Origin of the sequence: Mesorhizobium huakuii (assembly GCF_030160235.1) — a bacterium.
GTDB lineage: Bacteria > Pseudomonadota > Alphaproteobacteria > Rhizobiales > Rhizobiaceae > Mesorhizobium > Mesorhizobium huakuii.
The window spans coordinates 1-25,704 of the sequence record NZ_BSNY01000063.1; the positions used below are offsets into that span (position 1 = coordinate 1).

Here is a 25,704-nt window from a genome sequence, read left to right on the forward strand (position 1 = left end):
CCCTGCTCGAACAGCTTCAGCACCTGGTCGTCCGACATCGGCTTCACAGCAGGAGCGGAAGCGGCCGGCGCACCGGGTGGGGCTTTGGCCGCAGGCACCGCCTTGGCGCCGCCAGAAGCAATCGCGGCATCGACATCGGCCTTCACCACACGGCCATGCGGGCCGGTGCCGGTCACATCAGACACATCGATGCCGGCGTCCTTGGCGATACGGCGTGCGAGCGGCGATGCAAAGGTGCGCTCGCCACTGGCATGACCATTGGCGAGGGGAGCCGCCTCTGCCTTCGGAGCGGCAGCAGGTTCAGCCTTTGGTGCCTCAGCCTTTGGTGCCTCAGCCTTGGGAGCGTCCGCTTTCGGCGCCTCGGCTTTCGCTGGTGCAGCACCACCACCGCTTTTCGCGGCGGCGCCCGCATCCTCGCCCTCAGCCGCAAGCACGGCGATCAGTGCGTTGACCTTGACGCCTTCGGTGCCGGCGGGGACCACGAGCTTGGCGACGGTGCCTTCATCGACCGCTTCGACCTCCATCGTCGCCTTGTCGGTCTCGATCTCGGCGATGACGTCTCCGGGTGAAACCTTGTCGCCTTCTTTCACGAGCCACTTGGAAAGATTGCCCTCTTCCATCGTGGGCGAGAGCGCCGGCATGGTGATGTTGATTGGCATTTTTCCTCCTCAGTTCCGCCCGGTCAGCGAACGGTGCTGGATATTGAACTGCTCCGACATTCTGCCACGATAGCCTTCTTCCAATGCCTGAAGCGTCTCGATTTCAGGGATGCCGTCTTGTTCCAGTCTCATCCCGGCTATGTGCATGCCGACATCAGCGAGCACCATGCCCCAGTTGTGAGCGTTTGGTCCAAAGAGGTCTTGCATCGTGACGACCGCGTCCGAACCAATCCAGACGCGGAGTATTTCATCGAATTCGCTATTCTCGACGACCGCTGCGGGAACCTCGAGTTCGCGAGCCATCTGGTTACCCCCGGTACGTGACGGCTTTGACCGCCTCGATGACCTCGCCGACATTCGGCAAAGCCAGCTTTTCGAGGTTGGCCGCATAAGGCATCGGCACATCCTTGCCGGCAATGGTGATGACCGGCGCGTCGAGGAAATCGAAAGCGCGCTGCGACACCTGGTTGGCGATATGGTCGCCGACCGAGCTTTGCGGGAAGCCTTCTTCGACGACGACCAGCCGGTTGGTCTTCTTGACCGAGGCGATGATGGTGTCGAGGTCGAGCGGGCGGATGGTCCTGAGGTCGATGATCTCGGCGTCGATGCCCAGGCCGCGCAGTTCCGCTTCCGCCTTGACCGCATAGGTCATGCCGATGCCGAAGGAGACGATGGTGACGTCCTTGCCTTGCTTGTGGATGCGCGCCTTGCCAATCGGCAGCACGAAATCATCAAGCTTCGGCACGTCGAAGGACTGGCCGTAGAGGATTTCGTTCTCGAGGAAGATGACCGGGTTCGGGTCGCGGATGGCTGCCTTGAGCAGGCCCTTGGCGTCCGCGGCCGTATACGGCATTACCACCTTCAGGCCAGGAATGTGGCTGTACCAGGCGGCGTAGCACTGCGAGTGCTGGGCGGCGACGCGGGCAGCGGCACCGTTGGGGCCGCGGAACACGATCGGCGCGCCCATCTGGCCGCCCGACATATAGAGCGTCTTGGCGGCCGAGTTGATGATCTGGTCGATCGCCTGCATGGCGAAGTTGAAGGTCATGAATTCGACGATCGGCTTCAGCCCGGCCATCGCCGCACCGACGCCGACGCCGGCAAAACCATGCTCGGTGATCGGCGTGTCGACGACGCGACGCGGTCCGAATTCCTGCAGCAGCCCTTGGGTGATCTTGTAGGCGCCCTGGTATTCGGCGACCTCCTCGCCCATGACGAAGACATCGCCGTCGCGGCGCATTTCCTCGGCCATGGCATCGCGCAGCGCTTCGCGCACCGTCGTCGAGACCATCTCGGTGCCTGCGGGGATATCCGGATCGGCGGCGATCTCGGTCTTCGGCGCCGCCGCGACCGGTGCCCCGGCCTCGCTCTTCGCCGCAACCGGCGCCGACGCGGCCGTTTCGGCCTTGGCTGGCTCTTCGCCGATGCCCTCGCCGGCCTTGTCGGTGTCTTCGCCTTCAACCGCAAGCACGGCGATCACCGCGTTGACCTTGACGCCTTCTGTGCCGGCGGGAACCACGATCTTGGCAAGCGTGCCTTCATCGACGGCTTCGACTTCCATCGTCGCCTTGTCGGTCTCGATCTCGGCGATGACGTCGCCGGCGACGATCTTGTCGCCCTCGTTCTTCAACCACTTGGAGAGATTGCCCTCTTCCATGGTCGGCGAGAGAGCGGGCATGAGAATTTCGATCGGCATGTCCTGGCCCTCCCTTACAATACGATATCGGTCCAGAGCTCGGACGGATCCGGCTCCGCATCGTTCTGGGCAAATTCGGCGGCGTCGGCGACGATGTCGCGAACCTCCTTGTCGATGGTCTTGAGCTCGTCCTCGGTCGCCCATTTCTTCTCGGTCAACCGCGCCTTGACCTGTTCGATCGGGTCATGCTCGGAGCGCATCTTCTGCACTTCTTCCTTCGAGCGGTATTTCGCCGGGTCGGACATCGAGTGACCGCGATAGCGGTACGTCTGCATCTCGAGGATGATTGGCCCGTTGCCGGCGCGGCACCATTCGGTCGCCTGATCGCCGGCGGATTTGACCGCGCGCACATCCATGCCGTCGACCTGGATGCCGGGAATCTTGAACGAGGCGCCGCGATGCGAAAAATTGGTTTCGGCCGACGAGCGCGACACCGAGGTACCCATGGCGTAGCGGTTGTTCTCGATGATGTAGATCACCGGCAGCTTCCACAGCGAGGCCATGTTGAAGCTTTCATAGACCTGGCCCTGGTTGGCGGCGCCGTCGCCGAAATAGGTCAGCGAGACGTTGTTGTTGTCGCGATAGCGGTTGGCGAAGGCCAGGCCCGTGCCGAGCGACACCTGCGCGCCGACAATGCCATGGCCGCCGTAGAAATGCTTCTCCTTGGAGAACATGTGCATGGAGCCGCCCTTGCCCCTGGACAGGCCGCCACGGCGTCCGGTCAGTTCGGCCATGACGCCGCGCGGCGAAAGCTCCATGGCCAGCATGTGGCCGTGGTCGCGATAGGCCGTGATCATCTGGTCGCCATCGATCAGCGCCATCTTCATGCCGGTGACGACAGCTTCCTGGCCGATATAGAGATGGCAGAAGCCGCCGATGAAGCCCATGCCGTACAACTGGCCGGCCTTTTCCTCGAAGCGGCGGATGAGCAGCATGTGCCGGTAGGCGGCAAGCTCTTCATCCTTGGTGAATTCAGCAGGCTTGGGCGCGGAAAGCCCTGATTTGCCTTCGGATTTCGATTTGGCAGGCGCTTTTCTGGCTGCGGTGGCCATGCATCACTCCCTGTTGGCGTCTCTTTGCGGACATTAGGGCAGGATGAAATCCGCCCTGGGAAGATCTGCTCTCCCCACCGATTTATGCAAGGCTAACACGCGTTACAGCGTTGCGCCATGACGAATTTGCATAGCTGGCATGCGCCTAAGCGGTTAAAATCATTGAAAATATTGTCGATTAACTGAAATGCAGTTATTTCGACGAGGCCGGCAACATGATGGTGATTTCATCGGCCTGGGACAGATTGAGCGCCCTGCGCGCCTGTTCGTCAAGCATGTCCTTCTCCAGCGTGCCGTCATGCATGAGCCGAACGCGCCGTTCGAGTTCCATCCGGCGCGCCTTGATCGCATCGAGCTGAGCCTGCAGCGCAACCGTCTGGGCTTCCAGCTGATATTTCGAATTGATGCCGAACTCGCCGTGATAGGCATGGAAGCCGAAATAGGCCAGGAACACCACGCAAAGCGAAGGGATGATCAGCCGGCCGGTATTTCTCTGCTTGTGCTGACGCGTCCACATGATCCAGATCCTCGCGGCCGCGAACTCATGCGGCTCGCATCTTTTTCACCCGATTGTGCTTAACGGACGGTTACGGACCATGGGATTTGGCGAGCGGGACATGGCCCGATCCGGCAGGTTGCATCCGGCCGTCGGTTTTTCTTCTCAACCCTTTGCGGTCGCGGCTTGCATGCGGGAAAGCGGTTGACGTTCTGATGAAATGACATATGCATACGCTATGCAATTATTAGACGCCAACAAACTCGGCGCGCTCGGCGCCATGATTCGCGACAGGACGGAAGCCTCGTTGAGGGAGCTTTCTCCAAGTGCTGCGGCGGTGCTGTCGATGCTGCACTTCAAACCAGGGTTGACGACGACCGAACTCGCCGCGGTCGTCGGCGTCAGTCAACCGACGGCCGTGCGTTTGATCGACGGCTTGGAACGGCAGGCGCTGATCGTGCGTGGCAACCCCGAGGGTCGTGTCACTCCGCTGACGCTGACGGATGCTGGCCACGCCCAGGTAAGGGAAATGCAGGCTCTTCGGCTCGCCGCGCTCGACGGGTTGCTGTCTGCGCTGCAGCCGGACAAGCGGCAGCACTTCGTTTCCATGCTGGACGAGATTCTAGCCGGGGCGACGACGTCCCGCGCTTTCGCGAGAACAACGTGCCGCCTCTGCGAGCATGATCTTTGCGCGCATGAGATTTGCCCGATCGGCTGCCGCGCGGCTGAGATCGAGAGAGAGGAGAACGAGCGATGATCGTTTCTTATGCAGGGCATTCGCCTGCGATCGACACCGATGCTTGGGTCGCCCCGGATGCCACAGTATGTGGCGATGTCATCATTGGCGCTGGCAGCCGGGTCATGCACGGTGCCCGCCTTGTGGCGGAGGCAGGCGGCTCGATCCGCATTGGCCGCGACTGTATCGTGTTGGAAAATGCGGTGATCCGGGCCACAGCAAGTCATCCTTGCACCATGGGGAATCATTGCCTTGTAGGCCCCAACAGCCACGTGGTTGGTGCGGAAATCGGCGATGAAGTTTTTATCGCTACGGGTGCGGCGGTGTTCCACGGTACGCACGTAGGCTGCGGATCGGAAGTCCGCATCAACGGCATCGTCCACCTGCGTACCCGCCTCGAACCTGGTACGGTGGTACCGATCGGCTGGATTGCCGTCGGCGATCCGGCCCAGATTCTGCCCCCGGACCAGCATGAGGCGATCTGGTCTCGCCAGAAACCACTCGATTTCCCAGGCTTCGTCTACGGCGTCGACCGAGACTCGCCGGATATAATGCGGAAAATCACTGCAAACCTCTCGGTGGCGCTAGGCGTGCATCGCACGGAAAGCGCTTGAGCGCTTTCCGCCCCGCTGAAGCGTTCCATTTCAAGCTCGGCAGTGCATGTCGCCCAAAGCTTGCTCGAGGGCCACGACCGAGGATGCGGCGCGTCACATGAGGCCGTGTGACGCGCGTTGGCGGTGGGCGAATGACCCGCCCCTGCACATTCCCTGGAAACTTGTCCCGGATCAGCTTTTCATCACCGACTTGCCGGCGTAACGCGCCTGCTTGCCAAGCTCTTCCTCGATGCGGATCAGCTGGTTGTACTTGGCCATGCGATCGGAACGCGAGAGCGAACCGGTCTTGATCTGCCCGCAATTGGTGGCGACGGCGAGATCGGCGATTGTCGAATCCTCGGTTTCACCCGAACGGTGCGACATGACCGCGGTGTAGCCGGCCTTGTGCGCGGTCTCGACGGCATCGAGCGTTTCCGTCAGCGAGCCGATCTGGTTGACCTTGACCAGGATCGAATTGGCAACGCCCATGCGGATGCCGTCGCGCAGGCGCGCCGTGTTGGTGACGAAGAGATCGTCGCCGACCAGCTGCGTCTTCTTGCCGATCAGGTCGGTCAGGTACTTCCAGCCTTCCCAGTCGTCCTCGGCAAGGCCGTCCTCGATCGAGATGATCGGATAGTCGGCCGCGAGCTTGGCGAGGTACTTGGCCTGGGCCTTGGGGTCGCGCGTCTTCTTCTCACCCTCATAGACGTAATTGCCATCCTTGAAGAACTCGGTGGCGGCGCAATCAAGGCCGAGCGCGATTTCCTCGCCCGGCTTGAAGCCGGCCTTTTCGATCGACTCCATGATGAAATCGAGCGCCACCGGCGCGCTCTTCAGGTTCGGCGCAAAGCCGCCTTCGTCGCCGACATTGGTGTTGTGGCCGGCATCCTTCAGCTTCTTGCGCAGCGTGTGGAAGATTTCCGAGCCCCAGCGCACGCCTTCTCGCAAAGTCGGCGCGCCGACCGGCAGGATCATGAATTCCTGGAAGTCGATCGGGTTGTCGGCATGGGCGCCGCCATTGATGATGTTCATCATCGGCACAGGCAGGATATGCGCCTTGGTGCCGCCGACATAGCGATAGAGCGGCAGGCCGGCGGCATCGGCAGCGGCCTTGGCCACCGCCAGCGAAACACCGAGAATGGCATTGGCGCCGAGGCGGCTCTTGTTGGGCGTGCCGTCGAGCTCGATCATGGTCTGGTCGATGTGGATCTGGTTTTCGGCTTCCATACCGCCAATCGCCTCGAACAGCTCGCCATTGACCGCCTCCACGGCCTTGAGCACGCCCTTGCCGAGATAGCGGGCGCCGCCGTCGCGCAGCTCGACGGCCTCGTGGGCGCCGGTCGAGGCGCCCGACGGCACCGCCGCGCGGCCCATCGAACCGTCTTCGAGTACGACATCGACCTCGACGGTCGGGTTTCCACGGCTGTCCAGGATTTCACGTCCGACAATGTCGATGATGGCGGTCATTGCGATGTCCCCGATTGATCTGACGAAAGGTCGCGCCCGTCTTAGCCAAAGCGACGCAAAAGGCAATCCGGCCATGGCGGAATAGTGCCGCCGGCCCGATTCACGAAGCGCAAATTTCTGTCATCATAAGTCATGCGCCCGGACATCCATTTCGGGTTATGGCTGGTGTCGCGCGGGGCGAAACAGGAGGAGTTTCGCCATGTCCGAGTTGAGCGGTATTGTGAGTCTGTTCTTGATCGCGGCGGCGTTCCTGACGTCGTGCGACACACAGCAATCGCCACCAAAGGCTCTTGCGCCTTTGCCGGCGTTGCACTTCAGCAAATAGCGTTGCCTTTAAGTAAAAAGGGGACCCCGTCGAAACGGGGTCCCCTTTTATTGCGGTTGCGTCAATGCCAGTAGGGCGTGACCTTGTAGTACTCATAGGATGCGTCGCGCGCGCTTTCGCCGTCCGCGCCGGCCAGTTCGTTGATCGAATAGGCAGGTGCGGCCTTCAGCTGCTCCTTGGAGAAGGGCACGACATAGCCGCCCTTGTCCTCATCATAGTCGAGACTGGCCCAAGGAATGGCGTGGTACTTCTCGCCGATGCCGAGAAAGCCGCCAAAGCCGATCACCGCGAACATGATGCCGTTCGACGTCTTGTCGAGCATGATATCCTCGATGCTGCCGATGCTCTTGCCTTCGGTGTTGTAGACGGACGTGCCGATGACGCGCGAAGCGGCAATGGCTTCGGTGTGGCCTGTCTGGGTTGTCATGATCTGCTCCTCGTTGTCGTTGAACTCTGCTTTGACAATGAGGGGCGCGGGTGAAAGTTCCCGACTTTTTCGGCGGCGGCCAATCACTCCGCCAGGATGAACGTCACCTTCATATTGACGCGATACGCAGCAATCTTGCCCTCTTCGACGACGATCTTCTGGTCCTGGATCCAGGCGCCTTCCACGTTCTTCAGGGTTTTCGACGCGCGGGCGATTCCCTTTTCGATGGCGTCCTGAAAGCTCTTCTTCGACGACGAGGTGATTTCGGTGACGCGGGCGACGGACATGGCTTCCTCCTGCCAAAACGCTCATTTGCCGGCCAAGCGTACAACCGGCCCCTCCCGACCACAAGCACGGCCAGGAATGGTTGGCTTAGCGCCCCTTCGCGATCCGGTCGAAAGCCATCAGCCTTTCCAGAAGCGCCGGCATGTCCTTCAGCGGCAGCATGTTGGGGCCATCGGAAGAGGTCGAATTGTCGGGATCCTGGTGGGTCTCGATGAAGACGCCGGCGACACCGACGGCTACGGCCGCACGCGCCAGCGTCTCGACAAAGCGGCGCTCGCCGCCAGACGAGCCGCCCTGCCCGCCCGGCTGCTGGACCGAATGCGTGGCGTCGAAGATCACCGGCGCGCCGATCTCGGCCAAGACAGGCAGCGCGCGCATGTCGGACACCAGCGTATTGTAGCCGAAGGACGCGCCGCGCTCGGTGGTGAGCACATTGGCGTTGCCGGAACCGGTGATCTTGGCGACCACGTTCTTCATGTCCCAGGGGGCGAGGAACTGCCCCTTCTTCACGTTGATGACCTTGCCTGTCCTAGCGGCGGCGACCAGCATGTCGGTCTGGCGCGACAGGAAGGCCGGGATCTGCAGCACATCGACATGCGGCGCGACGATCGCGCACTGTTCCTCGGTGTGGACATCGGTCAGCACGGGAAGCGAAAATTCCTTGCGCAGCTCATCGAAGACCGGAAGTGCGGCATCCATGCCGGCGCCACGCGTTGCCGACAGCGAGGTGCGGTTGGCCTTGTCGTAGCTCGTCTTGTAGACGAGGCCTATACCGAGCTTGTCCGTCAGTTCCTTCAGAGCGCCGGCCATGTCGAAGGCATGCTGGCGCGATTCGAACTGGCATGGACCGGCGATCAGCGCCAAGGCCGCATTGTTGTCGAAGACGACATTGCCGACAGTTACCGTCGAATTGGGCGCCATCGAATTTGGCGCTTGAGGCTTGCTCATGGGATCTCCCGGAAGATGAAAGCCGCGCCCTGTCCGGATGCCGGCCGCACGACGATATCAGTGCCTGCTATATCGTGCTGGATTGCATTGGCTGCAAGCAGGCTCGACGTGGCATCGATGCTTCGGACCGCAAAGACGATCGCCATGAAGCAAAGTTTCGTCGATGACCCGACCGGAAAGCCAAAGCGGGCCGTGAAAGATCTCGGGTCAAGCACGCTCAAGGTGGCATTGGGTAGGAGAAACGCTCCGCCCTGGCCGTCGGCGGTGGGATCATTCACCGCTGCGGAGATCAGGCTGATCTGTCCGGCAGGCTGATCGCTGACCGCCACCACCTCGAGGATTCCACTGGCGCCGTTGGCGTGCGCCTGCAGGGCAGCGCGGTCCACCATTGGCGCATTGATCCGCTGGCAAGCAAACAGGAACGCATCGGTTGCTCCGCGGGTCGCGGCAAAGGCGAGCTTGAACGATGCGGTATCGCTTTTGCCCGATGTATCGGTGAAAGCGCGCGAAAAGCTCAGCATGTCTCCCGCCGACAGACCGGCGTCGACAAAGCGTGCATGGTCGGCATCGGCATTGTCGGTCCCCAGGACCACAGCCGAAAAACCCTCATCGCCACGGCTGTCGCGATAGAGGCGGTCGCGCGCGACGAAGACGTTGCCGGCGGCCGTCGCGTTGATCGCTGCCTGTTCATTGCCAATCGCGAGCGGCTCCAGATAGGTGCCGTCGGTGAGGAAAACGCAGCAGTTTTCCGTTCCAAAGGGATGGATACCGGTCGGCGCAACGACAAAGCCCAGCGAAGAGAGCCGGGCTCGCGCGACCTCGAGGCTCCCGGTCGGCAGAACGAGATGGTCAAGCGGATGCGTGCCGGGGGTTGGTCTATCGGTCATCGGACGCGGTGTGCATCATTCCGGAGAGCGGTTCAAGGCCATTTCCCGTTGACTGCCGAGGGACTTGTCGAGATTCAGAACCGCGCCAGGGGATCAGCTGCCGGCCACGACATCGGCGGAATAGCGCAGTTCGCGCAATGGTTTGACCTTGGCCGTGGTCTGCGCGTACAGCGGATGCGCCTTATAGGCGGCCAGCGCCGCGTCATCGGGAAACTCGGCATAGACGACAACATCAATTTCGTCCGACAGCGGGTCGACCTTGGTGTTCAAAGTGACCTCGAAGAGACTGGAATGAGGAATGTTGCCTAGTGCCAGCAGCCCGGTGCGCACTGCCTCCACGTCCTCCTTGCGCAGCGCGCTGAAGAAAACGATATGCCGGATCAATCCCGCCTCCTCGATCTGAATGCCGAGGTCTTTTGTGACGGCGGTTTCCTCACGTCAACCGTTCACGGCGCCACGCGTCCTTGCGACGCGCCTCAAATGGTGCGCGATCTGATCCCGTGGCGACGGGCGCGTCGAACGACGCTCCAGGCTCCCTCTTCGGGAGGGGAGCTCAGGCCTTGCCGGTGACGTAACGCACGACGTGGTTGAGCTCCCTGACCGAGATGTCGAGATACCGGCCCTGATTGTAGAGACCGTCCCAGATCAGGAAAAACGCGATTGCCGCAATGACGATTACATAACGCATGGCTAAAGCTATCGCACATGCGCTGTGGCGGCCATAGACGTTTTTGCTCGTGGACCGCAGCAACTTGCCGCAAGGCGCAGATGCCAGACGCCACGTGGCACAGCCCGGCCACTGGCCTGCCTCTTGAAGTTCCCCCTCATCACGTGGAAGATTGTGGCGGCATTCTCACCGGGGAGCACTGGGAGCTACCGGGACCAGGCAAGACATTCGAACCTGGCGAATGATCCAAGACAACCGTGACCCGGGCAGTTTGCGCCGGCACCACGGAAATCCAGGGGCATGAAATGGCAGACGGGGACCATCATAGCGTAGCGCCAGGCGAAGCGGTCAGGCTCGACGAATTCAATTTCGCCGAGATCGTCAAGGGCCTGCCGGCCAAGGCGCGCATGGTGCTGTCGGCGGCGATGAACCTGCCGCGCGGTTCGCTCAAGGTCAGGATGCCGGATGGCCGCGCCGTTCTGGTTGGCGGCAAGGGACCTGGTCCAGACGCCGAACTGGTGCTCAAGAACTGGCGCCTGCCAGGCCGCGCCTTTTCCGGCGGCACGATCGGCGTTGCCGAATCCTACATGGACGGCGATTGGGAAAGCCCTGACGTCACCAGTTTCCTGGAATTGTTCGTGGTCAATTCGGCGATCGGCGAACGCGTCGCCGGCGGCGCCAGCTGGCTCATCAACACCGTCCAGCGCATCCGCCACTGGTTCAACGAGAACACACGCACCGGTTCGAAGCGCAACATCTCTGCGCATTACGATCTCGGCAACACCTTCTATAAGGAATGGCTCGACCCGAGCATGACCTATTCCTCGGCGCTCTACGCGAATGGCGCCAACGACCTGGAGAGCGCCCAGGCCGCCAAATATCGGGCGCTGGCCAAGGATACGGGTATCGGCGGAAAGGATCATGTGCTGGAGATCGGCTGCGGCTGGGGCGGTTTTGCCGAATTCGCGGCACGCGAAATCGGCTGCCGCGTGACCGGGCTGACGATCAGCCGCGAACAGCATGATTTCGCCAAGGCACGCATCGCCAAGGCCGGGCTTGCCGACAAGGTCGACATCAAGCTGCAGGATTATCGCGACGAAACAGGGACTTACGACCGCATTGCGTCTATCGAGATGTTCGAGGCGGTCGGCGAGAAATACTGGCCGGTGTTCTTCTCGAAGATGAAGTCCTCCCTGAGGCCCGGCGGCACTGCTGGCCTGCAGATCATCACCATCAACGAGGCCGCCTACGACACCTATCGCGCCAGGCCGGATTTCATCCAGCGCTATGTTTTCCCGGGCGGCATGCTGCCGACGCCGTCGATCCTGAAGGCACTCGGCAAGGAGCATGGCCTTGCGCATTTGCGTGAGCGCGTGTTTCCCGATGACTATGCGCGTACGCTCGCCGAATGGCGCAACCGCTTCTGGGTATCCTGGGAGAAGATCGTGCCGCTCGGCTTCGACGATCGCTTCAAGAAGCTCTGGGAGTTCTACCTGCATTATTGCGAAGCCGGTTTCCGCGCCAGCTACATCGATGTGCGGCAGGTGGTCTACAAGGCGTAGGCCGGCAATTTTCGATCTCGCCTCAGGTGGCCAGCCGATGTCAGGACATGGTCTCGATATCGCCCCGTGGTCGCCGTCAAAAAGCCCGTTCCTGAAGCAGGATGTCGTTAGGGACAGGCGAATCCAAAAATGCGCAAACGGACGATCTTCTTCACGTGCTTAGTTGTCGCCGCGGGAGGCATCTGGCTCAACAACAGCTCATTGCTGTCTGGTCGGCCTGCAGGCGTTCCGACAGTGCTTGCCCATCGAGGCCTTGCCCAGGATTTCGTACGTACGGATCTTCGTCCCGACACATGCACCGCCACTCGCATGCTGCCACCGCGCCATGGCTATCTCGAGAACACGATCGCCTCGATGGAAGCCGCCTTCGCGCTTGGCGCGGATGCGCTCGAACTGGATGTCCACCCGACGACGGACGGCAAATTCGCCGTCTTCCATGACTGGACGCTGGATTGCCGGACCGAAGGCAAGGGCGCAACCCGCAGCCATTCCATGACCGAATTGAAGATGCTCGACATCGGCTACGGCTACACGGCGGATGACGGCAAAACCTTCCCGTTTCGCGGCAAGGGGATCGGCATGATGCCGTCCCTGGACGAGGTGCTGTCCCACTTCCCGGCCCGCCGCTTCAACATCAACGTCAAGAGCAACGATCCCCTCGAAGGCGAAGCATTGGCCACATGGCTCGCCCGGCTCACACCTGCCGAGCGCGCCTATCTCTCGGTCTATGGCGGCGACAAGCCGATTGCCGCGGTCAAGGCAGCGTTGCCTGGCATGCATACGCTGAGCCGCGCGTCGCTCACGCAATGCATCGCACGATACGCCGCGCTGGGCTGGAGCGGTTATGTTCCGGATGCCTGCCGCCAGGGCACATTGCTCATCCCCATCAATGTCGCGAAATGGATGTGGGGTTGGCCCGACCGTTTTCTCGATCGCATGCAGGCTGTCGACACACGCGTCTATCTGCTCGGACCCTATTCGGGCGGCGGCTTTTCAGAAGGGCTGGACGATCCGCAACTGATCGACCAGTTGCCGGACGACTATTCCGGCGGCATCTCCACGGATGCGCTGGATCGCGTCATGCCTGTGATCAAGCAGCGTTTTGCATCGTAATTAGCCGGCCCACCATCGTCCCCGCTTCCATCGCGAGCGGCGAAGTCATCTCCGCGCTGGGGATTCAGGCCAACCGGATCAGAGAAGGATGCGATACTTTGCGAACCCCGCTTCGCCCTCGCCCGCCGGTTCGATCTTCAGCGACTTCACATCGGTGATGAAGTCCTTTGCCTTGACGCCTGTCTCGAACACGACGCTGGTTCCCGGCAGCGGTGCGAACGACCAGTTGCCGTCGGCCGACGGGTTGATCGTGCCCTGGCTTACGATGTAGCGAACGATGACGTCACGGTTGGTGTCCGGCGCCTCATAGATGATCTTCGAGGCATTGATGTCGGGGAAATTGCCGCCGCCACCGGCCCGGTAATTGTTGGTCGCGACGACGAATTTATGATTGGGATCAATTGGTTTTCCATCGAACATCAAGTCGACGATGCGATTGGCGCCCGCACTGGCCACGCCGCCCTTGGCGTCATATTTCGGTGGCTGCGACAGATCGATCTTGTAGGACACGCCGTCAATGACGTCGAAATTGTAGGACGGGAAATCGGTGTTTATGAGCGCCTGGTCGGCCTTCCCCGCCTCGATCCTGTTGAAGATGCCGGCCGACATTTCCAGCCATTCCTTCACCTGGGCGCCGGTGATTTCGACGGCCCGCACGGTGTTCGGGTAGAGGTAGAGGTCGGCGACGTTCTTGATGGCAATGTCGCCGGCCGGCACGTCGGTGTAGTAATCGGCGCCGTTGCGCCCGCCCGCCTTGAAGGGAGCGGCGGCCGACAGCAGCGGCACGTCCTTCCATTGCGTGTTCTTGAGAATTTCCTTCAAGTACCAGGTCTGCGCCTGGCTGACGACCTGTACCGACGGATCGTCGGCGACCAGCGCGAAATAGGAATAGAGCGGCGCGGAGGTCTTGCCGACAGGACGGCGCACATAGGCCAGGGTCGCCTGGTGGTCCTGTTCGAGGGCGGCGATGATGCGCTTGTCGTCGGGGACAGTCGGCTTGTTCTTGTTGTCGATGCGCTCGAAGATCGGCCGCGCCTCGGAGGTCGCGGAGACGACCTTCCATTTCGATCCGTCACGCTCCAGCATCAGGTCGATCAGACCCATATGCGAGCCCCAGAAACCGCCCATCACGGCGGGCTTGCCCTGCAGCGTGCCTTTCTGCGTGTCGACGCCGTCGAGCGACTGGAAGTCCTTCTTGCCGGGGAACACCAGATGCTGGTGGCCGGTGAACACGGCATCGATGCCATCGACGCCGGCGACGAAGAACGAGGCGTTCTCCATCATGTCGCCCTGCTTCACATCGATGCCGGAATGCGAGAGCGCGATGACGATGTCGGCGCCCTCTTCCTTCATCTGCGGCACCCAGGCCTTGGCCGCCTCGACGATATCGCGTGTCTTGACGTTGCCTTCGAGATTCTTGAGGTCCCAGACCATGATCTGCGGCGGCACGAAGCCGATGATGCCGATCCGGATCGGCTGCTCGGCGCCTGAACCGTCCTTGATCTTTCTGTCGAGGATCACATAGGGCTTGAGATAGAGCTTGTCGTCGCGCGGGTTGGCGGCAAGCTCGGTGCCGCGGATCAGATTGGCGCAGACGAAGGGGAAATTGGCGCCCGCCAGCACCTTGTCCAGGAATGACAGGCCGTAATTGAACTCGTGGTTGCCGAGCGTCGAGCACTCGTAGCCCAGCAGGTTCATGCCTTTCATGATCGGATGCAGATCGCCGTCCTTCAGGCCCTTCTCGTAGGCGATGTAGTCGCCCATCGGGTTGCCTTGCAGCAGGTCGCCATTGTCGATCAGCATCGAGTTGACGGCTTCCTTGCGCACCGCGTCGATCAGCGACGCCGTGCGCGACAGGCCCATCGTGTCGTTGGCTTTGTCGGCGTAGTAATCATAAGGCAGCACATTCACATGGATGTCGGTGGTCTCCATGATCCGAAGATGCGCCTGGTTGCCTTGAGCGCGGGCGGAGAAGGGATGAAGCACGATCAGTGCCCCTGTGGCTGCGGCGCCGGCGAGGAAACCGCGGCGGGAGACGGGATGGAGCAGTTGCGACATGTTTTCTCCTCATTGACAACGTGACGCGCCCTGCCCCGAAGCGAACTTCGCGCCGAAATCGGCTCAAGTCCACTCAACAAGTCGCGCGCATCCGCACGTCAATCCATCAGCAAGAGATGACGGGCGGATGAATGGGCCGGTGAAGAAAGGTCAGGTCTTGTCGTCGTCGCCCTGGGTGATCAGCCGGGCGCTGCGCTGGCCCGTGACGTAGATCCATAGCCAGCTCAGGGAAACCGCAAGCCGGTTGCGGAAACCGATCAGGAAATAGATGTGCGCGATGCCCCACAGCCACCAGGCGAGCCAACCCGTGAGCTTGATCCAGCCGAAATCAATCGCGGCGGCGCGTTTGCCGATCGTCGCCAGATCGCCGGCGTGTTTGTAATGAAACGGCCGCACGGTGTTGTCACCACCGAGCCTGGCCTTGATGGTCGCGGCGACGTGGCGACCCTCCTGCTTGGCGGAAGGCGCCACGCCGGGGACCGGCCGTCCATCGGGCCGCAGCACAAGGGCGGCGTCGCCGATGACAAAGATCTCCGGGTTGCCAGGCACGCTGAGGTCCGGCTCGACGAGCACCCTACCCGCACGGTCCGCCTTCGCTCCCAGCCATTCGGCGGCGGGCGAAGCGGCAACGCCGGCTGCCCACAGGATTGTCTTCGCCGCCAATTGCTTGTCACCAAACACGACCCCTTCGGCGTCGCAGCGCGTGACGGCCCGGCCGAGCTCGACTGTCACGCCGAGCCGCTCGAGCGCCTTGCTGGCGTAGTCGGAGAGTTTCGGCGCGAAATTGGCCAGGATGCGGTCGCCGGCTTCGATCAGCACCACGCGCGTTTGCCGCGTGTCGATGTTGCGGAACTCGCCGCGCAGCGTGTCGTGCGCCAGCTCGATGATGGTGCCGGCCAGTTCCACGCCGGTCGGCCCGCCGCCGACGATCGCAATGGTCAGCAGCGCCTGGCGCTTGGCGGGATCGGTTTCCCGCTCCGCCTGCTCGAAGGCCGTGAGAATGCGCCGGCGAATGGTGGTGGCGTCCTCAAGCGTCTTCAGGCCCGGCGCGAAAGGCTCCCATTCGTCGTGGCCGAAATAGGCGTGACGGGCGCCGGTGGCAAGCACCAGCGTGTCATAGGCGACCGTGCTGCCGTCGTCGAGCAGTACGCGTTTGCCGATACGGTCGACGCCGGCGACGTTGGCCAGTAGCGTCGTCACGTCCTTGCGTTTGCGCAAGAGATGGCGGATCGGCCATGCAACCTCGGAGGTCGCCAGCGCCGTCGTCGCCACCTGGTAAAGCAGCGGCTGGAAAAGATGGTGGTTGCGCTTGTCGATCATGGTGATGCGCACGGGCTGTCCAAACAGCGCGTGGGTGAGTTCGAGGCCGCCGAACCCCGCGCCGACGACGACAACATGATGGCTGGCCTGGTTCATCTCATTCACCCTGACGGCTAGATGCCTGTCCCGGATGTAGGTATTTTTGTGCAATGCAACAACAAAAGGACAGTGCCCGGGACTCGCCGTCTCATGTCGTGAATGCACAAGTTGTATCGTGTTGCGAGGTATAGCGTCACCGAACACGCTATGAGGTGACGCATGGCCAACGATCAGGACGACCAGGGTCCGGCACAATATGCCTCGCCGCCCTGCTTCATGCACGACCTCGATCCGGAATTCCTGGCGCCGCTGGCCGACTGGACCGATGTACGGCGCTGGCGCAAGGCCGAACGCGAGCGGCTGATCGCGGCCCGCCTGGCCGTTGCGGCCGACGCGCGAGCAGCAATGTCCCAGCGCATCGCCGAAGGGCTCGACACGATCATCGGCGAAATCCGCGGCCGCATGATCAGCCTTTACTGGCCGTTTCGCGGTGAACCGGACCTGCGGCCATGGATGGCATCCATCAACGAGCGCGGCGGCCGCACGGCGTTGCCCATCGTCGTCGAGAAAGGGCACCCCCTGATCTTCCGTGCTTACAAACCGGGCGACCGATTGGAAAAGGGGGTCTGGAACATCCCGATACCGGCCGAGGGCGATCCGGTGCTGCCGGAAATCGTGATCGCGCCGATCGTCGGCATCGATCCGGCACATTATCGCCTGGGTTATGGCGGCGGCTTCTTCGACCGCACGCTGGCTGCCATGCCGTTCAAGCCGCTGGTCATCGGCGTCGGCTACGAACTGCAGCGCATCGCCACCATCCATCCGCAGCCGCACGACATTCCGATGGATCGGATCGTCACTGAAGCCTGAAGCCTGTCGGGAGCAAGGTCAGGCCGAAAAGCTCAAGCCATCTCCGGCTTCATGCCCATGGCGGTGCGGTCGACGATTTCGCGCAAGGCGAAGGACGAGTTGATCTTGGTGACATGCGGCATGGCCGACAGCCATTCCTTGTGGATGCGCTCATAGTCGACCAGGTCTTTCGCCGCGATGCGCAGGATGTAGTCGTATTCGCCCGACATCAGGTGGCAGGACAAGACATTTGGGCAACGCTTGATCGCTGCTTCGAAATCCGACAGCGTCTTCTCGAACTGACCCGACAGCGATATATGCACGATCGCCGTCATCTGATGACCGAGTGCCGCATTGGACAGCCGGGCGTGGTAGCCGCGAATGGTTCCGGATTTTTCCAGGTTGTCGAGCCGGCGCGAACAGGCCGACTGCGACAGGCCAACCTTCTCGGCGAGAGCCGCGTTGGGTATCCTGCCATCCTTCTGCAAAGTCTCAAGAATGGCGATATCGATCCTGTCGAGCGGCATTTTCCGTGAATCCTGCGAATATCCTGCTATTTCACGCAAGGATTATCGAAACCTGCCTGCCCGCGCAAGCGCATTCGCAAACACTTGCGAGCCGATTCATGGTTCACTTTGACAATACAGGGAGTGAGCCCAAAAGGGCCCGGATCAGGAGAAGAAAATGCGCGTCGGCTGCCCCAAGGAAATCAAGAATCACGAGTATCGTGTCGGCCTCACGCCGGGCTCGGTCCGCGAATATGTGGCGCACGGCCACGAAGTGCTGGTCGAGGCCGGCGCAGGCGCCGGCATCGGCGCAGATGACAACGCCTATCGCGCCGCCGGCGCCACCATCGCCAAGACCGCCGCCGACGTGTTCGCCAAGTCGGACATGATCGTCAAGGTCAAGGAGCCGCAGCCCAATGAGTGGGTTCAGCTGCGTGACGGCCAGATCCTGTACACCTATCTTCACCTGGCTCCGGATCCGGAGCAGACCAAGGGCCTGCTCGCTTCGGGCGTCACGGCGATCGCCTATGAAACCGTGACCGACGATCGTGGTGGCCTGCCGCTGCTCGCGCCGATGTCGGAAGTCGCCGGCCGCCTGTCGATCCAGGCCGGCGCCACGGCGCTGCAGAAGGCCAATGGCGGCCGCGGCGTGCTGCTCGGCGGCGTACCCGGCGTGCTGCCCGGCAAAGTCACCGTGCTCGGCGGCGGCGTCGTCGGCCTGCACGCGGCCCGCATGGCCGCCGGCCTTGGCGCCGACGTCACCATCATCGACCGCTCGATCCCGCGCCTGCGCCAGCTCGACGACCTTTTCGCCGGCCGTGTGCACACCCGCTACTCCACCGTCGAGGCGCTCGAGGAAGAATGCTTCTCGGCCGACATCGTCGTCGGCGCCGTGCTGATTCCCGGTGCCGCGGCACCCAAGCTCGTCACCCGCGAAATGCTGTCGGGCATGAAGAAGGGCTCGGTGCTGGTCGACGTCGCCATCGACCAGGGCGGCTGCTTCGAGACCTCGCATGCGACGACTCACGCCGAGCCGACCTACGAGGTCGACGGCGTCATCCACTATTGCGTCGCCAACATGCCGGGTGCGGTGCCGGTCACCTCGGCCCATGCCCTCAACAACGCGACGCTGCACTACGGCCTGCAACTCGCCGACAAGGGCCTGAAGGCGCTCGTCGACGACCATCATTTGCGCAATGGCCTCAATGTCCACAAGGGCAAGATCACCAACCGGGCGGTCGCCGAAGCGCTCGGCTACGAGTTGGTCGAGCCGAAAGCTGTTCTGGCCGCCTAATACACCCAGAAAAAGTCAAGTTGCTGTTGTTGCCCGCCGGTCCACCCCGGCGGGCTTTTTACTGGCGATCTACCGAGGAAAGCCTGGTTACTCGGCAGATCGGCGTCAGCGGCAGGGATTGGTTTGCCCAACACTGTTGCATATTTGTCATTCCTAATCCGGCCAACACCCTGCTAGAGGCGCGCTGGGTTTAATGATTAGGGGTTTGGGCTATGTTTCTTCGCGTTTCTGCGAAATCTTTCCTTTTGGGTGCCGCTTCTGCAGTGGCTTTGATGTCCGCAGCGCATGCGGCTGATGTGGTGCAGCCGGTCGAGGCGTCCGGTTTCAACTGGAGTGGTGCTTATGTCGGCATCGGCGGGGGCTTTGGCGCGAGTGTGCACAAGTTCAGCGTCGCGCCGATTGTCAACTTCAACGGCATCGGCGGTAACGGCGTATTCGGTGAACTGACCGCCGGCTACGACTATATGGTCTCCGAGCGTTTCTTGCTGGGCGGGTTCATTGACGCCAACGGCGGAAACATCGGCCCGTCGATCAGCATTCCAGGTGCCGATATCGACCTGACCAATTCCTACGGTTTCGATGTCGGCCTGCGCGCTGGCTATCTCCTTAACCCCGATACGCTCGGCTATGTGCTCGGCGGTTACAGCTGGCAGCATTTCAAGCTCGATGGATCGGGCTTTGCCGAGGGCTTGAATTTCACCCAGAATCGCAGCGGCTATGTGCTCGGCGTCGGCATGGAAACCGTGCTGCGTGGCAACTGGACATTGAAGACCGAGTACCGTTACGCGGACTATGGTGACAAGTCGGTTATTGATTTTGGCGGCGGTTCTCTGAATGTCGAACCGTCCACCCACACCTTCCACATCGCCGCCAACTATCGCTTCGGCGCTCAGAACGGTGGCGGCGCTTCATTTGCGGCCCCGACCTACAACTGGACCGGCTTCTATGTTGGTGGCGCGCTTGGCGCCGGCACGGCGGTTCACGACCTTGGCGTCGACCTTGGTGGCGGCGCACTCGATCTCAATGGCATTGGCAGCGAAGGCGTGCTCGGCGAAGCCAGCATTGGTTATGACTACGATTTCGGCAGCTGGGTTGCCGGTGTACAGCTCGATGGCAGCTATTCTGGAATTCGCTCCAAACTCGACATCCCTGGCGGCTCGATCAAGCTCGACAACGATTATGGCTTCGATGCTTTGGCCCGCGTTGGCGCCAAGGTCAACGAATCGACCCTAGCCTATGTCATCGGCGGCTACAGCTACCAGCATTTCAATCTGCACGCTTCGGATCCACTCGGCGACATCATCGATTGGAACAAGAGTGGCTTCACGGTGGGTGGCGGCCTCGAAACGGCGGTATCCAGCAACATGACCGTCGGTCTCGAATATCGCTATTCGCGGTTCGGCAAGAAGGACTTCTCGTCCGAATTCGGTGCTCCGGATGGGACGCTGACAGACAAGGCTTCGTTCCAGACCGTGCGCATCGGCGCGAAGTACAAGTTCAACTAAAAGCCCTCCAGGCAAAAGTTGCGGCCCGCCGGCCTAGCCGGCGGGCCTTTTCTTTGCGTTGAAGACTTTTGCACTGAGCCCCAGGCAACAAAAAAGCGGAGCCAAAGCCCCGCTTCCTCGAAATCGAGATTGCCGCCGGTTCATCCGCGGTCGGCCAATCTATCGACACTCGCTTTCTAACGCATCTATGCGACGGGATTACGACAGCTTTCCAGACCGCAATCCTTGTGGTTCAGGCCCGTTCAATCCGGCACTGATAGCAGTTGTTGCGCGCCGAGCGGACATGCACATAGGCAATGTCGTCGCGTTCGAACAAGGCCTCGGCGCGCGCAACGATTGCCCCTGTCGGAATGACACCGCCGCTGCCGTAGACGATGCGGTCATCCCTGCCATAGCCGCGCACGATATAGTCCGGGCTCTCGAGAATCTCGGGAAGCTCTTCGGTTCCGGCCGCACGCTCGCATTCTTCGGCATGCAGGAAGATCGGGCCGGTTTCAGCATAGGGCTGAAGCTCCGGAAAGGGGCGATAGGCAAGGATGAGATAGGCATCGCCAGCGGCGATGTTCTTCAGGCAATGCCGGCAAGGCATGCCGTCACCGTCTGAAATCCTGCGCTCGGGTGTCTGGCCGTATGCATCGGGGCCACCGCGCTGAACTGCCCTGACATGGTCGGTGGATAGCGCCTTGAACTGAACGGTCATCGTGAAATCTCCGGTTTTGTCGACCGGAAATTATCCACTTGGGCCGATGCTTCCCACCCGATTCCTGCCAAGGGAACGAGGGACCGATCCGATGTTGGCAATCAGTCTCTCGTATCCTCTAAGCATGTCGATAATTACCCCGGCTAACTAAAATTGGCAGAGCCCCGGATCACCGGATGAAATCGTCAAAGCGTCGCAATGTCACCCTGCGGTTCTGCCAGTTTTCGTTCTGCGTCGGCACGAGCAGGAATTCCTCGCCGTAACCCACGGTTTCCAGGGCATGGCCGGGTACGCCGAATTCGCGCACCAGCGTGCGCTTCAGCGAAGCGGCGCGCTGCTCGGACAGGATCTGGTTCGACTGGAACGAGCCGACGGCATCGGTATGCCCTTCGATCAGTACGCGGGCGCCGGGATCGCGGCGCAGGATGCGCAGCAGTGCATCGGCGATGTTTTCGATCTTGTCGTATTGCGAACTGGAAATGGCGGCCGAGCCGAAGGCGAAATTGATCGACTGGATGTCGATCGAGCGCGCCATGCGGCGCAAATCGGGCCGGCGTTTGAATTCGCGGATGGTGACGCGCTCGCTCGGCCGCAGCTTCACCCGGGGCGCCGCCTCGAGCTTGCGCTCGATCGTCGCGGCCGAGGGCGTCGTCGCCTGGGCGACGGCAAGGCCCGGCATGGCAATCGCTGCGATCAGCGCGGCGGCAAGGGTACGGCGTGTCAGCATATCTTTTCTCCTTCGGCCTCAGCCGCATTGGTGGTGCGGGCAAGATGCCAAAGGCAGGCTGAAGCGCCGATGAACGGCTGGTTCAGGTTCCGGCTGATGTCGGATTCCAGCTGAAATCAAGGCCGCATGACGCTGGCCGAACGCTCGGCGAAAGGCAGCGGATGCACGACTTCCTTCTTCTGCGCGACCGGCTTGAAGCCGAGCTTCTGGTAAAGTGGCAGGGCTGCCGGATGGTCCAGCGTGCAGGTCTGCACCGTCACCCGTTTTGGCCCATGCGACCAGGCGGCTGAAATCGCCGAGCCAAGGAACCAGCGGCCAATGCCTTGGCCGGTGGCATGTTCCATCATGCCGAAATAGGCGAGTTCGACTTCATCAGGCAGATGCGGCTTGAGATCGAAGAATCCGGCCGGCGCGCCGTCGAGATAAAGCACCCTGATGTCGCGGTCCTCGCGGTGGATGCCGGCCGAAAGCTCCTCATCGTCCAGCCTGAGAACATTCACCCAATGCCATTTGCGCCCGACCCGATCCATCAGATAGCGATAGAAATGCAAGGGAATGTCCTTGGTCTTCAGCAGCGCGACCTGGCGGTTGTAGGGCACTGGCGGCGATACAGCGGGAGGGGCATGCATTTCGAGAAAAGTCACCGTGACTTCAATATCCTGCAGCACGCCGTTTTCCATCGCGTTCATTCCTTGGCGGTCTTATCGGGGCCGGTCACGACAGGCGTGTCGGAGAGCCCGCCCCATTCCGTCCATGAGCCGTCATAGAGCCTGTTGTCGGTGTGGCCAAGCGTCTCCAGCGCCAGCGTAACCACCGCGGCGGTTACACCGGAGCCGCAGGATGTGACAATGGGCTTCGACAGGTCAATGCCGGCGTCCTCGATCACCATGCGCAAACGGTCCTTCGACAACAGCATGCCGTTTTCCGAAAATGCGGAGTACGGCACGTTGCGCGCGCCCGGCATATGGCCGGAGCGGATACCCGCGCGCGGCTCGGGCTCGGCGCCGGTGAAGCGGCCGGGTCCACGGGCATCGGCAATCTGACTGGCGCTGGTCTCGACGATCCGGCGCATCTCGGCGAGCCTGGCGACGCGGCCGGCGTCGAAATCGGCATGGAACACGCTCGGCGCGATCTTCGTCGGCTCGGCCGTCACCGGCCGGCCGGCCGCCTTCCAGGCGTCGAAACCGCCATCCAGGATATAGGTCTGGAAAACACCCATGATGCGGAACATCCACCATGCCCGGGGTGCCGAGAAAAAGCCGGGACCATCATAGACGACGATGGTGTCGTCGGCGGACACGCCCATCGAACCCACATATTGCGCGAAATGCCGAGCCGAAGGCAGCGTGTGCGGCAAAGCAGCATCGGGATCTGACACCGCGTCCTGATCCAGGAAGCGGGCGCCCGGGATGTGCGCCGCATTATATTCGGCGCGCGCGTCGCGTTTTTGCGCCGGGAGATACCAGGACGCGTCAATGATCGTCAGGCCGGGCTCGCCCAGGCGCGCCTGCAGCCAGTCCGCATCGACGGTGAAAGGACTGTCTTCGGCCATTCTGGTTCTCCTGCGTCGTCTTCGGCAAAACTTTGTCTAGCTTGGCAATTCGGATGCGTTCCGAGCGCGCGACATTCGCAACATAGCCAAGCCGCAGCGGTCCGCTGATTCCGATTGTTTTCGTGTTTCGTGGCGAGTACGGATTGATCGTTATGATCTGGGGTGGGCGGGGTCAACAATCTAGACATGAGTAATCTTCTATTTACCCGTATTCCCAGCAATCCGGTTTCGCTCGGTCTCGTTTGCAACTTCATCGCGCACTACCCACCGTTTGACGGCTATGAATTCGGCCTGATGGTGAAGACGCTGCGCTACCAGTTGGACCAGCAGACACATATGATCGGCTCGATCGACGACGCCATCGTCGCTTACGTCGGCTGGATCCAGACCAGCCGCGAGATAGCCGAGGCCTGGGCGACGAATGGCGGGCCGCTCAACCCTTTTCCCGGGGGCGACGCCACTGCGGTGACGGTGCTGGCGACGCGATCGTCGTCCCACATCCTGCCGATGATCAAGGAAGCCAAGCGCATCAACCTGGACAAATCGGTATTCTGGAAGCGTGACTTCATCGACAGTCGCGGCTCGGTCAAGCGCGCCGTCCGCAAACGTGACGCCTGATGGATCAGGCCGGCTCCGCCGAGGCGCTGACGCAAGAGATCCTCATCCGGCTGGATGACCGTTATGCCGCGATGTTCGTGCGCATCTGGCGGCCGGCCGGCACGCCACGCGCAACGGTGTTCTGCCTGCACGGCTTTACCGGCAATGGCGCCGACTTCGACTTCCTCGCCACCTTCCTGTGCCGCAATGGTTTCCTGGTTATCTGTCCCGACTTGCTGGGACGCGGGCGCAGCGCCTATCTGGGCTCGGGATACGACATCAATGTCTATTCCAAATGCCTGCGCGCGCTCGGCGAGTTCGCCGGTACGGAGAACCACTTCATCGGCACGTCTTGGGGCGGTACGATTTTGCTGCTGTTTTTGCAGATGACCCGCTCCAAGGCCGCGAGAATCATTCTCAACGACGTCCCCATGCTCGGCGGGCCGAGGGTTGACGCGATGAGAAACGAAGTCCTCCGAGAAAGCATGCTTGCGTTCGAAACCCGCACGGCGGCCAAGGACTATCTAAGCGCCACCCGAGCGACCATGGGCCCGGTCGAGGACACGGTGTTCCACCGCTATGTCGAGAACAGGATCGCCGCCGGTCCCAATGGCTTCCGGCTCGCCTTTGACCCGGCCACGACGGGAAATTTCGGCGCCCTCGCCGGCCGCGAATACGATCTCTTTCCAATCGCCGCCAAGATCGACGCCCGCATCCTGCTGCTATACGGTCGCGACAGCCAGGTCATCGACCGGCAGGCTATCGAACGCGCGCGGCTGGCACGGCCTGATCTGTGGCTTGTCGACAACATCGATGCGGGCGATCCGCCATCGCTGATGTCACTGGACCAGGCTCTGCTCATCCTGGGGTTTCTGTCTGCCGCCTGAAACCTGGCGTGTCGTGGTGGGATTGGTTCCGGAAATGCATTTCGACGATTTGTACAGTGAATATATCGGCGCGACCCATGACCGCCAAAGCTCTACCGAAAACCCCGCCAAAATCCTCATTTGCACGACTCCGCGAACGGCGGGGCATTCCTATTGTCAGGTCCTGCGGCAGTTCGGTCTGGGAATACCGACGGAGTATTTTCAGTGGCAGTATGCCTTGCCGCTGATGAGACGTTGGTCAGCGGACGACACCTTGGACCTTGAAAAACTCAATCAGCAGGCGCCGGCCTATGGCCGCCATCTCCTGGCGAGAAGGACTGAGAACGGCGTATTCGCAGCCAAGATCTTCTTTGAAAACCTGCCATTCGCGCGCAGTTCGATCGGCGATGACGACGGCAACTCGTTCTATGTCTTCCTCTCAAGGAGAAACAAGGTCGATCAGACCATAAGCCTGCTCTCGATGCTGCATACGGGCCAGCCGTTCGACAGTCAGGAGACGCTGCCTGGAATTCCCACGGTGTCGATTTTGACCGAAAGGGTTGTCAGGGATACCGCCCAGTACATTTTCGATAGCGAAATCAGGTGGAAAAATTACCTGAATACTGTTGATCGGCGCAGAGTGGCCCAAGTTTGCTATGAGGATTTCATCGCGAGCCAGCAGGAAAATGCTTCCGCCACCATGAGCAACTGGTTCCCAGGCCCGACTTAAACACCGCCTGTGAGAATATGTCATTAAGTCAGCATGTTAGGCGCGCGC

At 61.5% G+C, this 25,704-nt stretch carries 29 protein-coding genes; 10 read left to right on the forward strand and 19 right to left on the reverse strand.

Annotation, left to right across the window (positions count from 1 at the left end; all coding sequences use genetic code 11):
* From QQK95_RS31355 to QQK95_RS31375, 5 genes are all read right to left on the reverse strand, one after another.
* A partial coding sequence (locus tag QQK95_RS31355) for a biotin/lipoyl-containing protein (RefSeq protein ID WP_284278367.1) occupies positions 1-659 on the reverse strand: 659 nt, incomplete at its 3' end.
* Between the two features lie 9 nt (positions 660-668).
* Positions 669-962, reverse strand: coding sequence for a DUF5076 domain-containing protein (locus QQK95_RS31360; RefSeq protein ID WP_284278369.1), 294 nt, complete (start codon positions 960-962; stop codon positions 669-671).
* Between the two features lie 4 nt (positions 963-966).
* Positions 967-2,355 (reverse strand): pyruvate dehydrogenase complex E1 component subunit beta, encoded by a 1,389-nt coding sequence (locus QQK95_RS31365; RefSeq protein WP_284278370.1) that lies wholly within the window; start codon positions 2,353-2,355, stop codon positions 967-969.
* Between the two features lie 14 nt (positions 2,356-2,369).
* Positions 2,370-3,407: a pyruvate dehydrogenase (acetyl-transferring) E1 component subunit alpha gene (gene pdhA / locus QQK95_RS31370; protein WP_284278372.1), complete on the reverse strand. Its 1,038-nt coding sequence runs from the start codon at positions 3,405-3,407 to the stop codon at positions 2,370-2,372.
* A gap of 193 nt (positions 3,408-3,600) precedes the next feature.
* Complete coding sequence (locus QQK95_RS31375) at positions 3,601-3,924, reverse strand: FtsB family cell division protein (protein ID WP_044550389.1); 324 nt, start codon at positions 3,922-3,924, stop codon at positions 3,601-3,603.
* 217 nt (positions 3,925-4,141) lie between these two features.
* Between QQK95_RS31375 and QQK95_RS31380 the strand changes: the two genes are divergently transcribed.
* Both QQK95_RS31380 and QQK95_RS31385 read left to right on the forward strand, forming a co-directional pair.
* Positions 4,142-4,660 (forward strand): MarR family winged helix-turn-helix transcriptional regulator, encoded by a 519-nt coding sequence (locus QQK95_RS31380; protein WP_284278374.1) that lies wholly within the window; start codon positions 4,142-4,144, stop codon positions 4,658-4,660.
* Positions 4,657-5,253, forward strand: coding sequence for a gamma carbonic anhydrase family protein (locus tag QQK95_RS31385; RefSeq protein ID WP_284278375.1), 597 nt, complete (start codon positions 4,657-4,659; stop codon positions 5,251-5,253). The genes QQK95_RS31380 and QQK95_RS31385 overlap by 4 nt, the downstream gene beginning before the upstream one ends.
* A 171-nt stretch (positions 5,254-5,424) precedes the next feature.
* Here QQK95_RS31385 and eno read toward each other — a convergent pair whose 3' ends face one another.
* From eno to QQK95_RS31420, 7 genes are all read right to left on the reverse strand, one after another.
* On the reverse strand, positions 5,425-6,699 hold the full coding sequence (gene eno / locus QQK95_RS31390) for a phosphopyruvate hydratase (protein WP_284278377.1): 1,275 nt from the start codon (positions 6,697-6,699) through the stop codon (positions 5,425-5,427).
* A 386-nt stretch (positions 6,700-7,085) separates the two neighbouring features.
* Positions 7,086-7,451 carry a PRC-barrel domain-containing protein gene (locus tag QQK95_RS31395; protein ID WP_027051820.1) on the reverse strand — a complete coding sequence of 122 codons (366 nt, stop codon included), beginning with the start codon at positions 7,449-7,451 and terminating at the stop codon, positions 7,086-7,088.
* Between the two features lie 83 nt (positions 7,452-7,534).
* Positions 7,535-7,738, reverse strand: a complete 204-nt coding sequence (locus tag QQK95_RS31400) for a dodecin family protein (RefSeq protein WP_269905961.1) — start codon at positions 7,736-7,738, stop codon at positions 7,535-7,537.
* Positions 7,739-7,823: 85 nt separating this feature from the next.
* Positions 7,824-8,684: a 3-deoxy-8-phosphooctulonate synthase gene (gene kdsA / locus QQK95_RS31405; RefSeq protein WP_284278379.1), complete on the reverse strand. Its 861-nt coding sequence runs from the start codon at positions 8,682-8,684 to the stop codon at positions 7,824-7,826.
* A complete protein-coding gene (locus QQK95_RS31410; protein ID WP_284278380.1) occupies positions 8,681-9,571 on the reverse strand; it encodes a VOC family protein in 891 nt (296 codons plus the stop codon). The genes kdsA and QQK95_RS31410 overlap by 4 nt, the downstream gene beginning before the upstream one ends.
* Before the next feature lie 93 nt (positions 9,572-9,664).
* Positions 9,665-9,955: a Dabb family protein gene (locus QQK95_RS31415; protein ID WP_284278381.1), complete on the reverse strand. Its 291-nt coding sequence runs from the start codon at positions 9,953-9,955 to the stop codon at positions 9,665-9,667.
* A gap of 169 nt (positions 9,956-10,124) precedes the next feature.
* Positions 10,125-10,259 (reverse strand): hypothetical protein, encoded by a 135-nt coding sequence (locus QQK95_RS31420; RefSeq protein WP_257784390.1) that lies wholly within the window; start codon positions 10,257-10,259, stop codon positions 10,125-10,127.
* 284 nt (positions 10,260-10,543) lie between these two features.
* Between QQK95_RS31420 and QQK95_RS31425 the strand changes: the two genes are divergently transcribed.
* Positions 10,544-11,800, forward strand: coding sequence for an SAM-dependent methyltransferase (locus tag QQK95_RS31425; RefSeq protein ID WP_284278383.1), 1,257 nt, complete (start codon positions 10,544-10,546; stop codon positions 11,798-11,800).
* 129 nt (positions 11,801-11,929) lie between these two features.
* Complete coding sequence (locus QQK95_RS31430; RefSeq protein ID WP_284278385.1) at positions 11,930-12,913, forward strand: glycerophosphodiester phosphodiesterase family protein; 984 nt, start codon at positions 11,930-11,932, stop codon at positions 12,911-12,913.
* 78 nt (positions 12,914-12,991) lie between these two features.
* Here the strand turns inward: QQK95_RS31430 and QQK95_RS31435 are convergent, their stop codons facing one another.
* Both QQK95_RS31435 and QQK95_RS31440 read right to left on the reverse strand, forming a co-directional pair.
* Entirely contained in the window at positions 12,992-14,971 is a 1,980-nt protein-coding gene (locus QQK95_RS31435; protein WP_284278386.1) for a bifunctional 2',3'-cyclic-nucleotide 2'-phosphodiesterase/3'-nucleotidase, read from the reverse strand.
* Between the two features lie 150 nt (positions 14,972-15,121).
* Positions 15,122-16,387, reverse strand: a complete 1,266-nt coding sequence (locus QQK95_RS31440) for an NAD(P)/FAD-dependent oxidoreductase (RefSeq protein WP_284278387.1) — start codon at positions 16,385-16,387, stop codon at positions 15,122-15,124.
* 162 nt (positions 16,388-16,549) lie between these two features.
* Here QQK95_RS31440 and QQK95_RS31445 point away from each other — a divergent pair, with 162 nt between their 5' ends.
* On the forward strand, positions 16,550-17,200 hold the full coding sequence (locus QQK95_RS31445) for a 5-formyltetrahydrofolate cyclo-ligase (RefSeq protein WP_284278388.1): 651 nt from the start codon (positions 16,550-16,552) through the stop codon (positions 17,198-17,200).
* Positions 17,201-17,232: 32 nt separating this feature from the next.
* On the opposite strand, the gene QQK95_RS31450 is transcribed toward QQK95_RS31445, so the two are convergent.
* On the reverse strand, positions 17,233-17,706 hold the full coding sequence (locus tag QQK95_RS31450) for an Lrp/AsnC family transcriptional regulator (protein ID WP_010909317.1): 474 nt from the start codon (positions 17,704-17,706) through the stop codon (positions 17,233-17,235).
* 157 nt (positions 17,707-17,863) lie between these two features.
* Here QQK95_RS31450 and ald point away from each other — a divergent pair, with 157 nt between their 5' ends.
* Both ald and QQK95_RS31460 read left to right on the forward strand, forming a co-directional pair.
* Positions 17,864-18,979, forward strand: a complete 1,116-nt coding sequence (gene ald / locus QQK95_RS31455) for an alanine dehydrogenase (RefSeq protein ID WP_010909316.1) — start codon at positions 17,864-17,866, stop codon at positions 18,977-18,979.
* 212 nt (positions 18,980-19,191) lie between these two features.
* Positions 19,192-20,484: an outer membrane protein gene (locus QQK95_RS31460; RefSeq protein WP_284278390.1), complete on the forward strand. Its 1,293-nt coding sequence runs from the start codon at positions 19,192-19,194 to the stop codon at positions 20,482-20,484.
* Positions 20,485-20,716: 232 nt separating this feature from the next.
* Here QQK95_RS31460 and QQK95_RS31465 read toward each other — a convergent pair whose 3' ends face one another.
* The 4 genes from QQK95_RS31465 to sseA form a co-directional block, all read right to left on the reverse strand.
* Positions 20,717-21,184 carry a DUF1203 domain-containing protein gene (locus QQK95_RS31465; protein WP_284278391.1) on the reverse strand — a complete coding sequence of 156 codons (468 nt, stop codon included), beginning with the start codon at positions 21,182-21,184 and terminating at the stop codon, positions 20,717-20,719.
* Between the two features lie 169 nt (positions 21,185-21,353).
* Positions 21,354-21,911: an OmpA family protein gene (locus tag QQK95_RS31470; RefSeq protein WP_284278393.1), complete on the reverse strand. Its 558-nt coding sequence runs from the start codon at positions 21,909-21,911 to the stop codon at positions 21,354-21,356.
* A 116-nt stretch (positions 21,912-22,027) separates the two neighbouring features.
* Positions 22,028-22,591, reverse strand: a complete 564-nt coding sequence (locus QQK95_RS31475; protein ID WP_199644509.1) for a GNAT family N-acetyltransferase — start codon at positions 22,589-22,591, stop codon at positions 22,028-22,030.
* 5 nt (positions 22,592-22,596) lie between these two features.
* Positions 22,597-23,463: a 3-mercaptopyruvate sulfurtransferase gene (sseA, locus tag QQK95_RS31480; RefSeq protein ID WP_284278395.1), complete on the reverse strand. Its 867-nt coding sequence runs from the start codon at positions 23,461-23,463 to the stop codon at positions 22,597-22,599.
* A gap of 186 nt (positions 23,464-23,649) precedes the next feature.
* Between sseA and QQK95_RS31485 the strand changes: the two genes are divergently transcribed.
* Genes QQK95_RS31485 through QQK95_RS31495 form a run of 3 tightly spaced genes read left to right on the forward strand, consistent with a single transcriptional unit; the run spans position 23,650 to position 25,656 of the window.
* Positions 23,650-24,081, forward strand: a complete 432-nt coding sequence (locus tag QQK95_RS31485) for a hypothetical protein (RefSeq protein WP_284278396.1) — start codon at positions 23,650-23,652, stop codon at positions 24,079-24,081.
* On the forward strand, positions 24,081-24,947 hold the full coding sequence (locus QQK95_RS31490; RefSeq protein WP_284278398.1) for an alpha/beta fold hydrolase: 867 nt from the start codon (positions 24,081-24,083) through the stop codon (positions 24,945-24,947). The genes QQK95_RS31485 and QQK95_RS31490 overlap by 1 nt, the downstream gene beginning before the upstream one ends.
* Before the next feature lie 34 nt (positions 24,948-24,981).
* On the forward strand, positions 24,982-25,656 hold the full coding sequence (locus tag QQK95_RS31495) for a Stf0 family sulfotransferase (RefSeq protein WP_284278400.1): 675 nt from the start codon (positions 24,982-24,984) through the stop codon (positions 25,654-25,656).
* The last annotated feature ends 48 nt before the right edge of the window (positions 25,657-25,704 follow it).

Bases quoted from the DNA above. Each gene is read 5' to 3' on its own strand.
- QQK95_RS31360 (WP_284278369.1), bottom strand. From the start codon at position 962: ATGGCTCGCGAACTCGAGGTTCCCGCAGCGGTCGTCGAGAATAGCGAA.
- QQK95_RS31365 (WP_284278370.1), bottom strand. From the start codon at position 2,355: ATGCCGATCGAAATTCTCATGCCCGCTCTCTCGCCGACCATGGAAGAG.
- pdhA (WP_284278372.1), bottom strand. From the start codon at position 3,407: ATGGCCACCGCAGCCAGAAAAGCGCCTGCCAAATCGAAATCCGAAGGC.
- QQK95_RS31375 (WP_044550389.1), bottom strand. From the start codon at position 3,924: ATGTGGACGCGTCAGCACAAGCAGAGAAATACCGGCCGGCTGATCATC.
- QQK95_RS31380 (WP_284278374.1), top strand. From the start codon at position 4,142: ATGCAATTATTAGACGCCAACAAACTCGGCGCGCTCGGCGCCATGATT.
- QQK95_RS31385 (WP_284278375.1), top strand. From the start codon at position 4,657: ATGATCGTTTCTTATGCAGGGCATTCGCCTGCGATCGACACCGATGCT.
- eno (WP_284278377.1), bottom strand. From the start codon at position 6,699: ATGACCGCCATCATCGACATTGTCGGACGTGAAATCCTGGACAGCCGT.
- QQK95_RS31395 (WP_027051820.1), bottom strand. From the start codon at position 7,451: ATGACAACCCAGACAGGCCACACCGAAGCCATTGCCGCTTCGCGCGTC.
- QQK95_RS31400 (WP_269905961.1), bottom strand. From the start codon at position 7,738: ATGTCCGTCGCCCGCGTCACCGAAATCACCTCGTCGTCGAAGAAGAGC.
- kdsA (WP_284278379.1), bottom strand. From the start codon at position 8,684: ATGAGCAAGCCTCAAGCGCCAAATTCGATGGCGCCCAATTCGACGGTA.
- QQK95_RS31410 (WP_284278380.1), bottom strand. From the start codon at position 9,571: ATGACCGATAGACCAACCCCCGGCACGCATCCGCTTGACCATCTCGTT.
- QQK95_RS31420 (WP_257784390.1), bottom strand. From the start codon at position 10,259: ATGCGTTATGTAATCGTCATTGCGGCAATCGCGTTTTTCCTGATCTGG.
- QQK95_RS31425 (WP_284278383.1), top strand. From the start codon at position 10,544: ATGGCAGACGGGGACCATCATAGCGTAGCGCCAGGCGAAGCGGTCAGG.
- QQK95_RS31430 (WP_284278385.1), top strand. From the start codon at position 11,930: ATGCGCAAACGGACGATCTTCTTCACGTGCTTAGTTGTCGCCGCGGGA.
- QQK95_RS31435 (WP_284278386.1), bottom strand. From the start codon at position 14,971: ATGTCGCAACTGCTCCATCCCGTCTCCCGCCGCGGTTTCCTCGCCGGC.
- QQK95_RS31440 (WP_284278387.1), bottom strand. From the start codon at position 16,387: ATGAACCAGGCCAGCCATCATGTTGTCGTCGTCGGCGCGGGGTTCGGC.
- QQK95_RS31445 (WP_284278388.1), top strand. From the start codon at position 16,550: ATGGCCAACGATCAGGACGACCAGGGTCCGGCACAATATGCCTCGCCG.
- QQK95_RS31450 (WP_010909317.1), bottom strand. From the start codon at position 17,706: ATGCCGCTCGACAGGATCGATATCGCCATTCTTGAGACTTTGCAGAAG.
- ald (WP_010909316.1), top strand. From the start codon at position 17,864: ATGCGCGTCGGCTGCCCCAAGGAAATCAAGAATCACGAGTATCGTGTC.
- QQK95_RS31460 (WP_284278390.1), top strand. From the start codon at position 19,192: ATGTTTCTTCGCGTTTCTGCGAAATCTTTCCTTTTGGGTGCCGCTTCT.
- QQK95_RS31465 (WP_284278391.1), bottom strand. From the start codon at position 21,184: ATGACCGTTCAGTTCAAGGCGCTATCCACCGACCATGTCAGGGCAGTT.
- QQK95_RS31470 (WP_284278393.1), bottom strand. From the start codon at position 21,911: ATGCTGACACGCCGTACCCTTGCCGCCGCGCTGATCGCAGCGATTGCC.
- QQK95_RS31475 (WP_199644509.1), bottom strand. From the start codon at position 22,591: ATGGAAAACGGCGTGCTGCAGGATATTGAAGTCACGGTGACTTTTCTC.
- sseA (WP_284278395.1), bottom strand. From the start codon at position 23,463: ATGGCCGAAGACAGTCCTTTCACCGTCGATGCGGACTGGCTGCAGGCG.
- QQK95_RS31485 (WP_284278396.1), top strand. From the start codon at position 23,650: ATGAGTAATCTTCTATTTACCCGTATTCCCAGCAATCCGGTTTCGCTC.
- QQK95_RS31490 (WP_284278398.1), top strand. From the start codon at position 24,081: ATGGATCAGGCCGGCTCCGCCGAGGCGCTGACGCAAGAGATCCTCATC.
- QQK95_RS31495 (WP_284278400.1), top strand. From the start codon at position 24,982: ATGCATTTCGACGATTTGTACAGTGAATATATCGGCGCGACCCATGAC.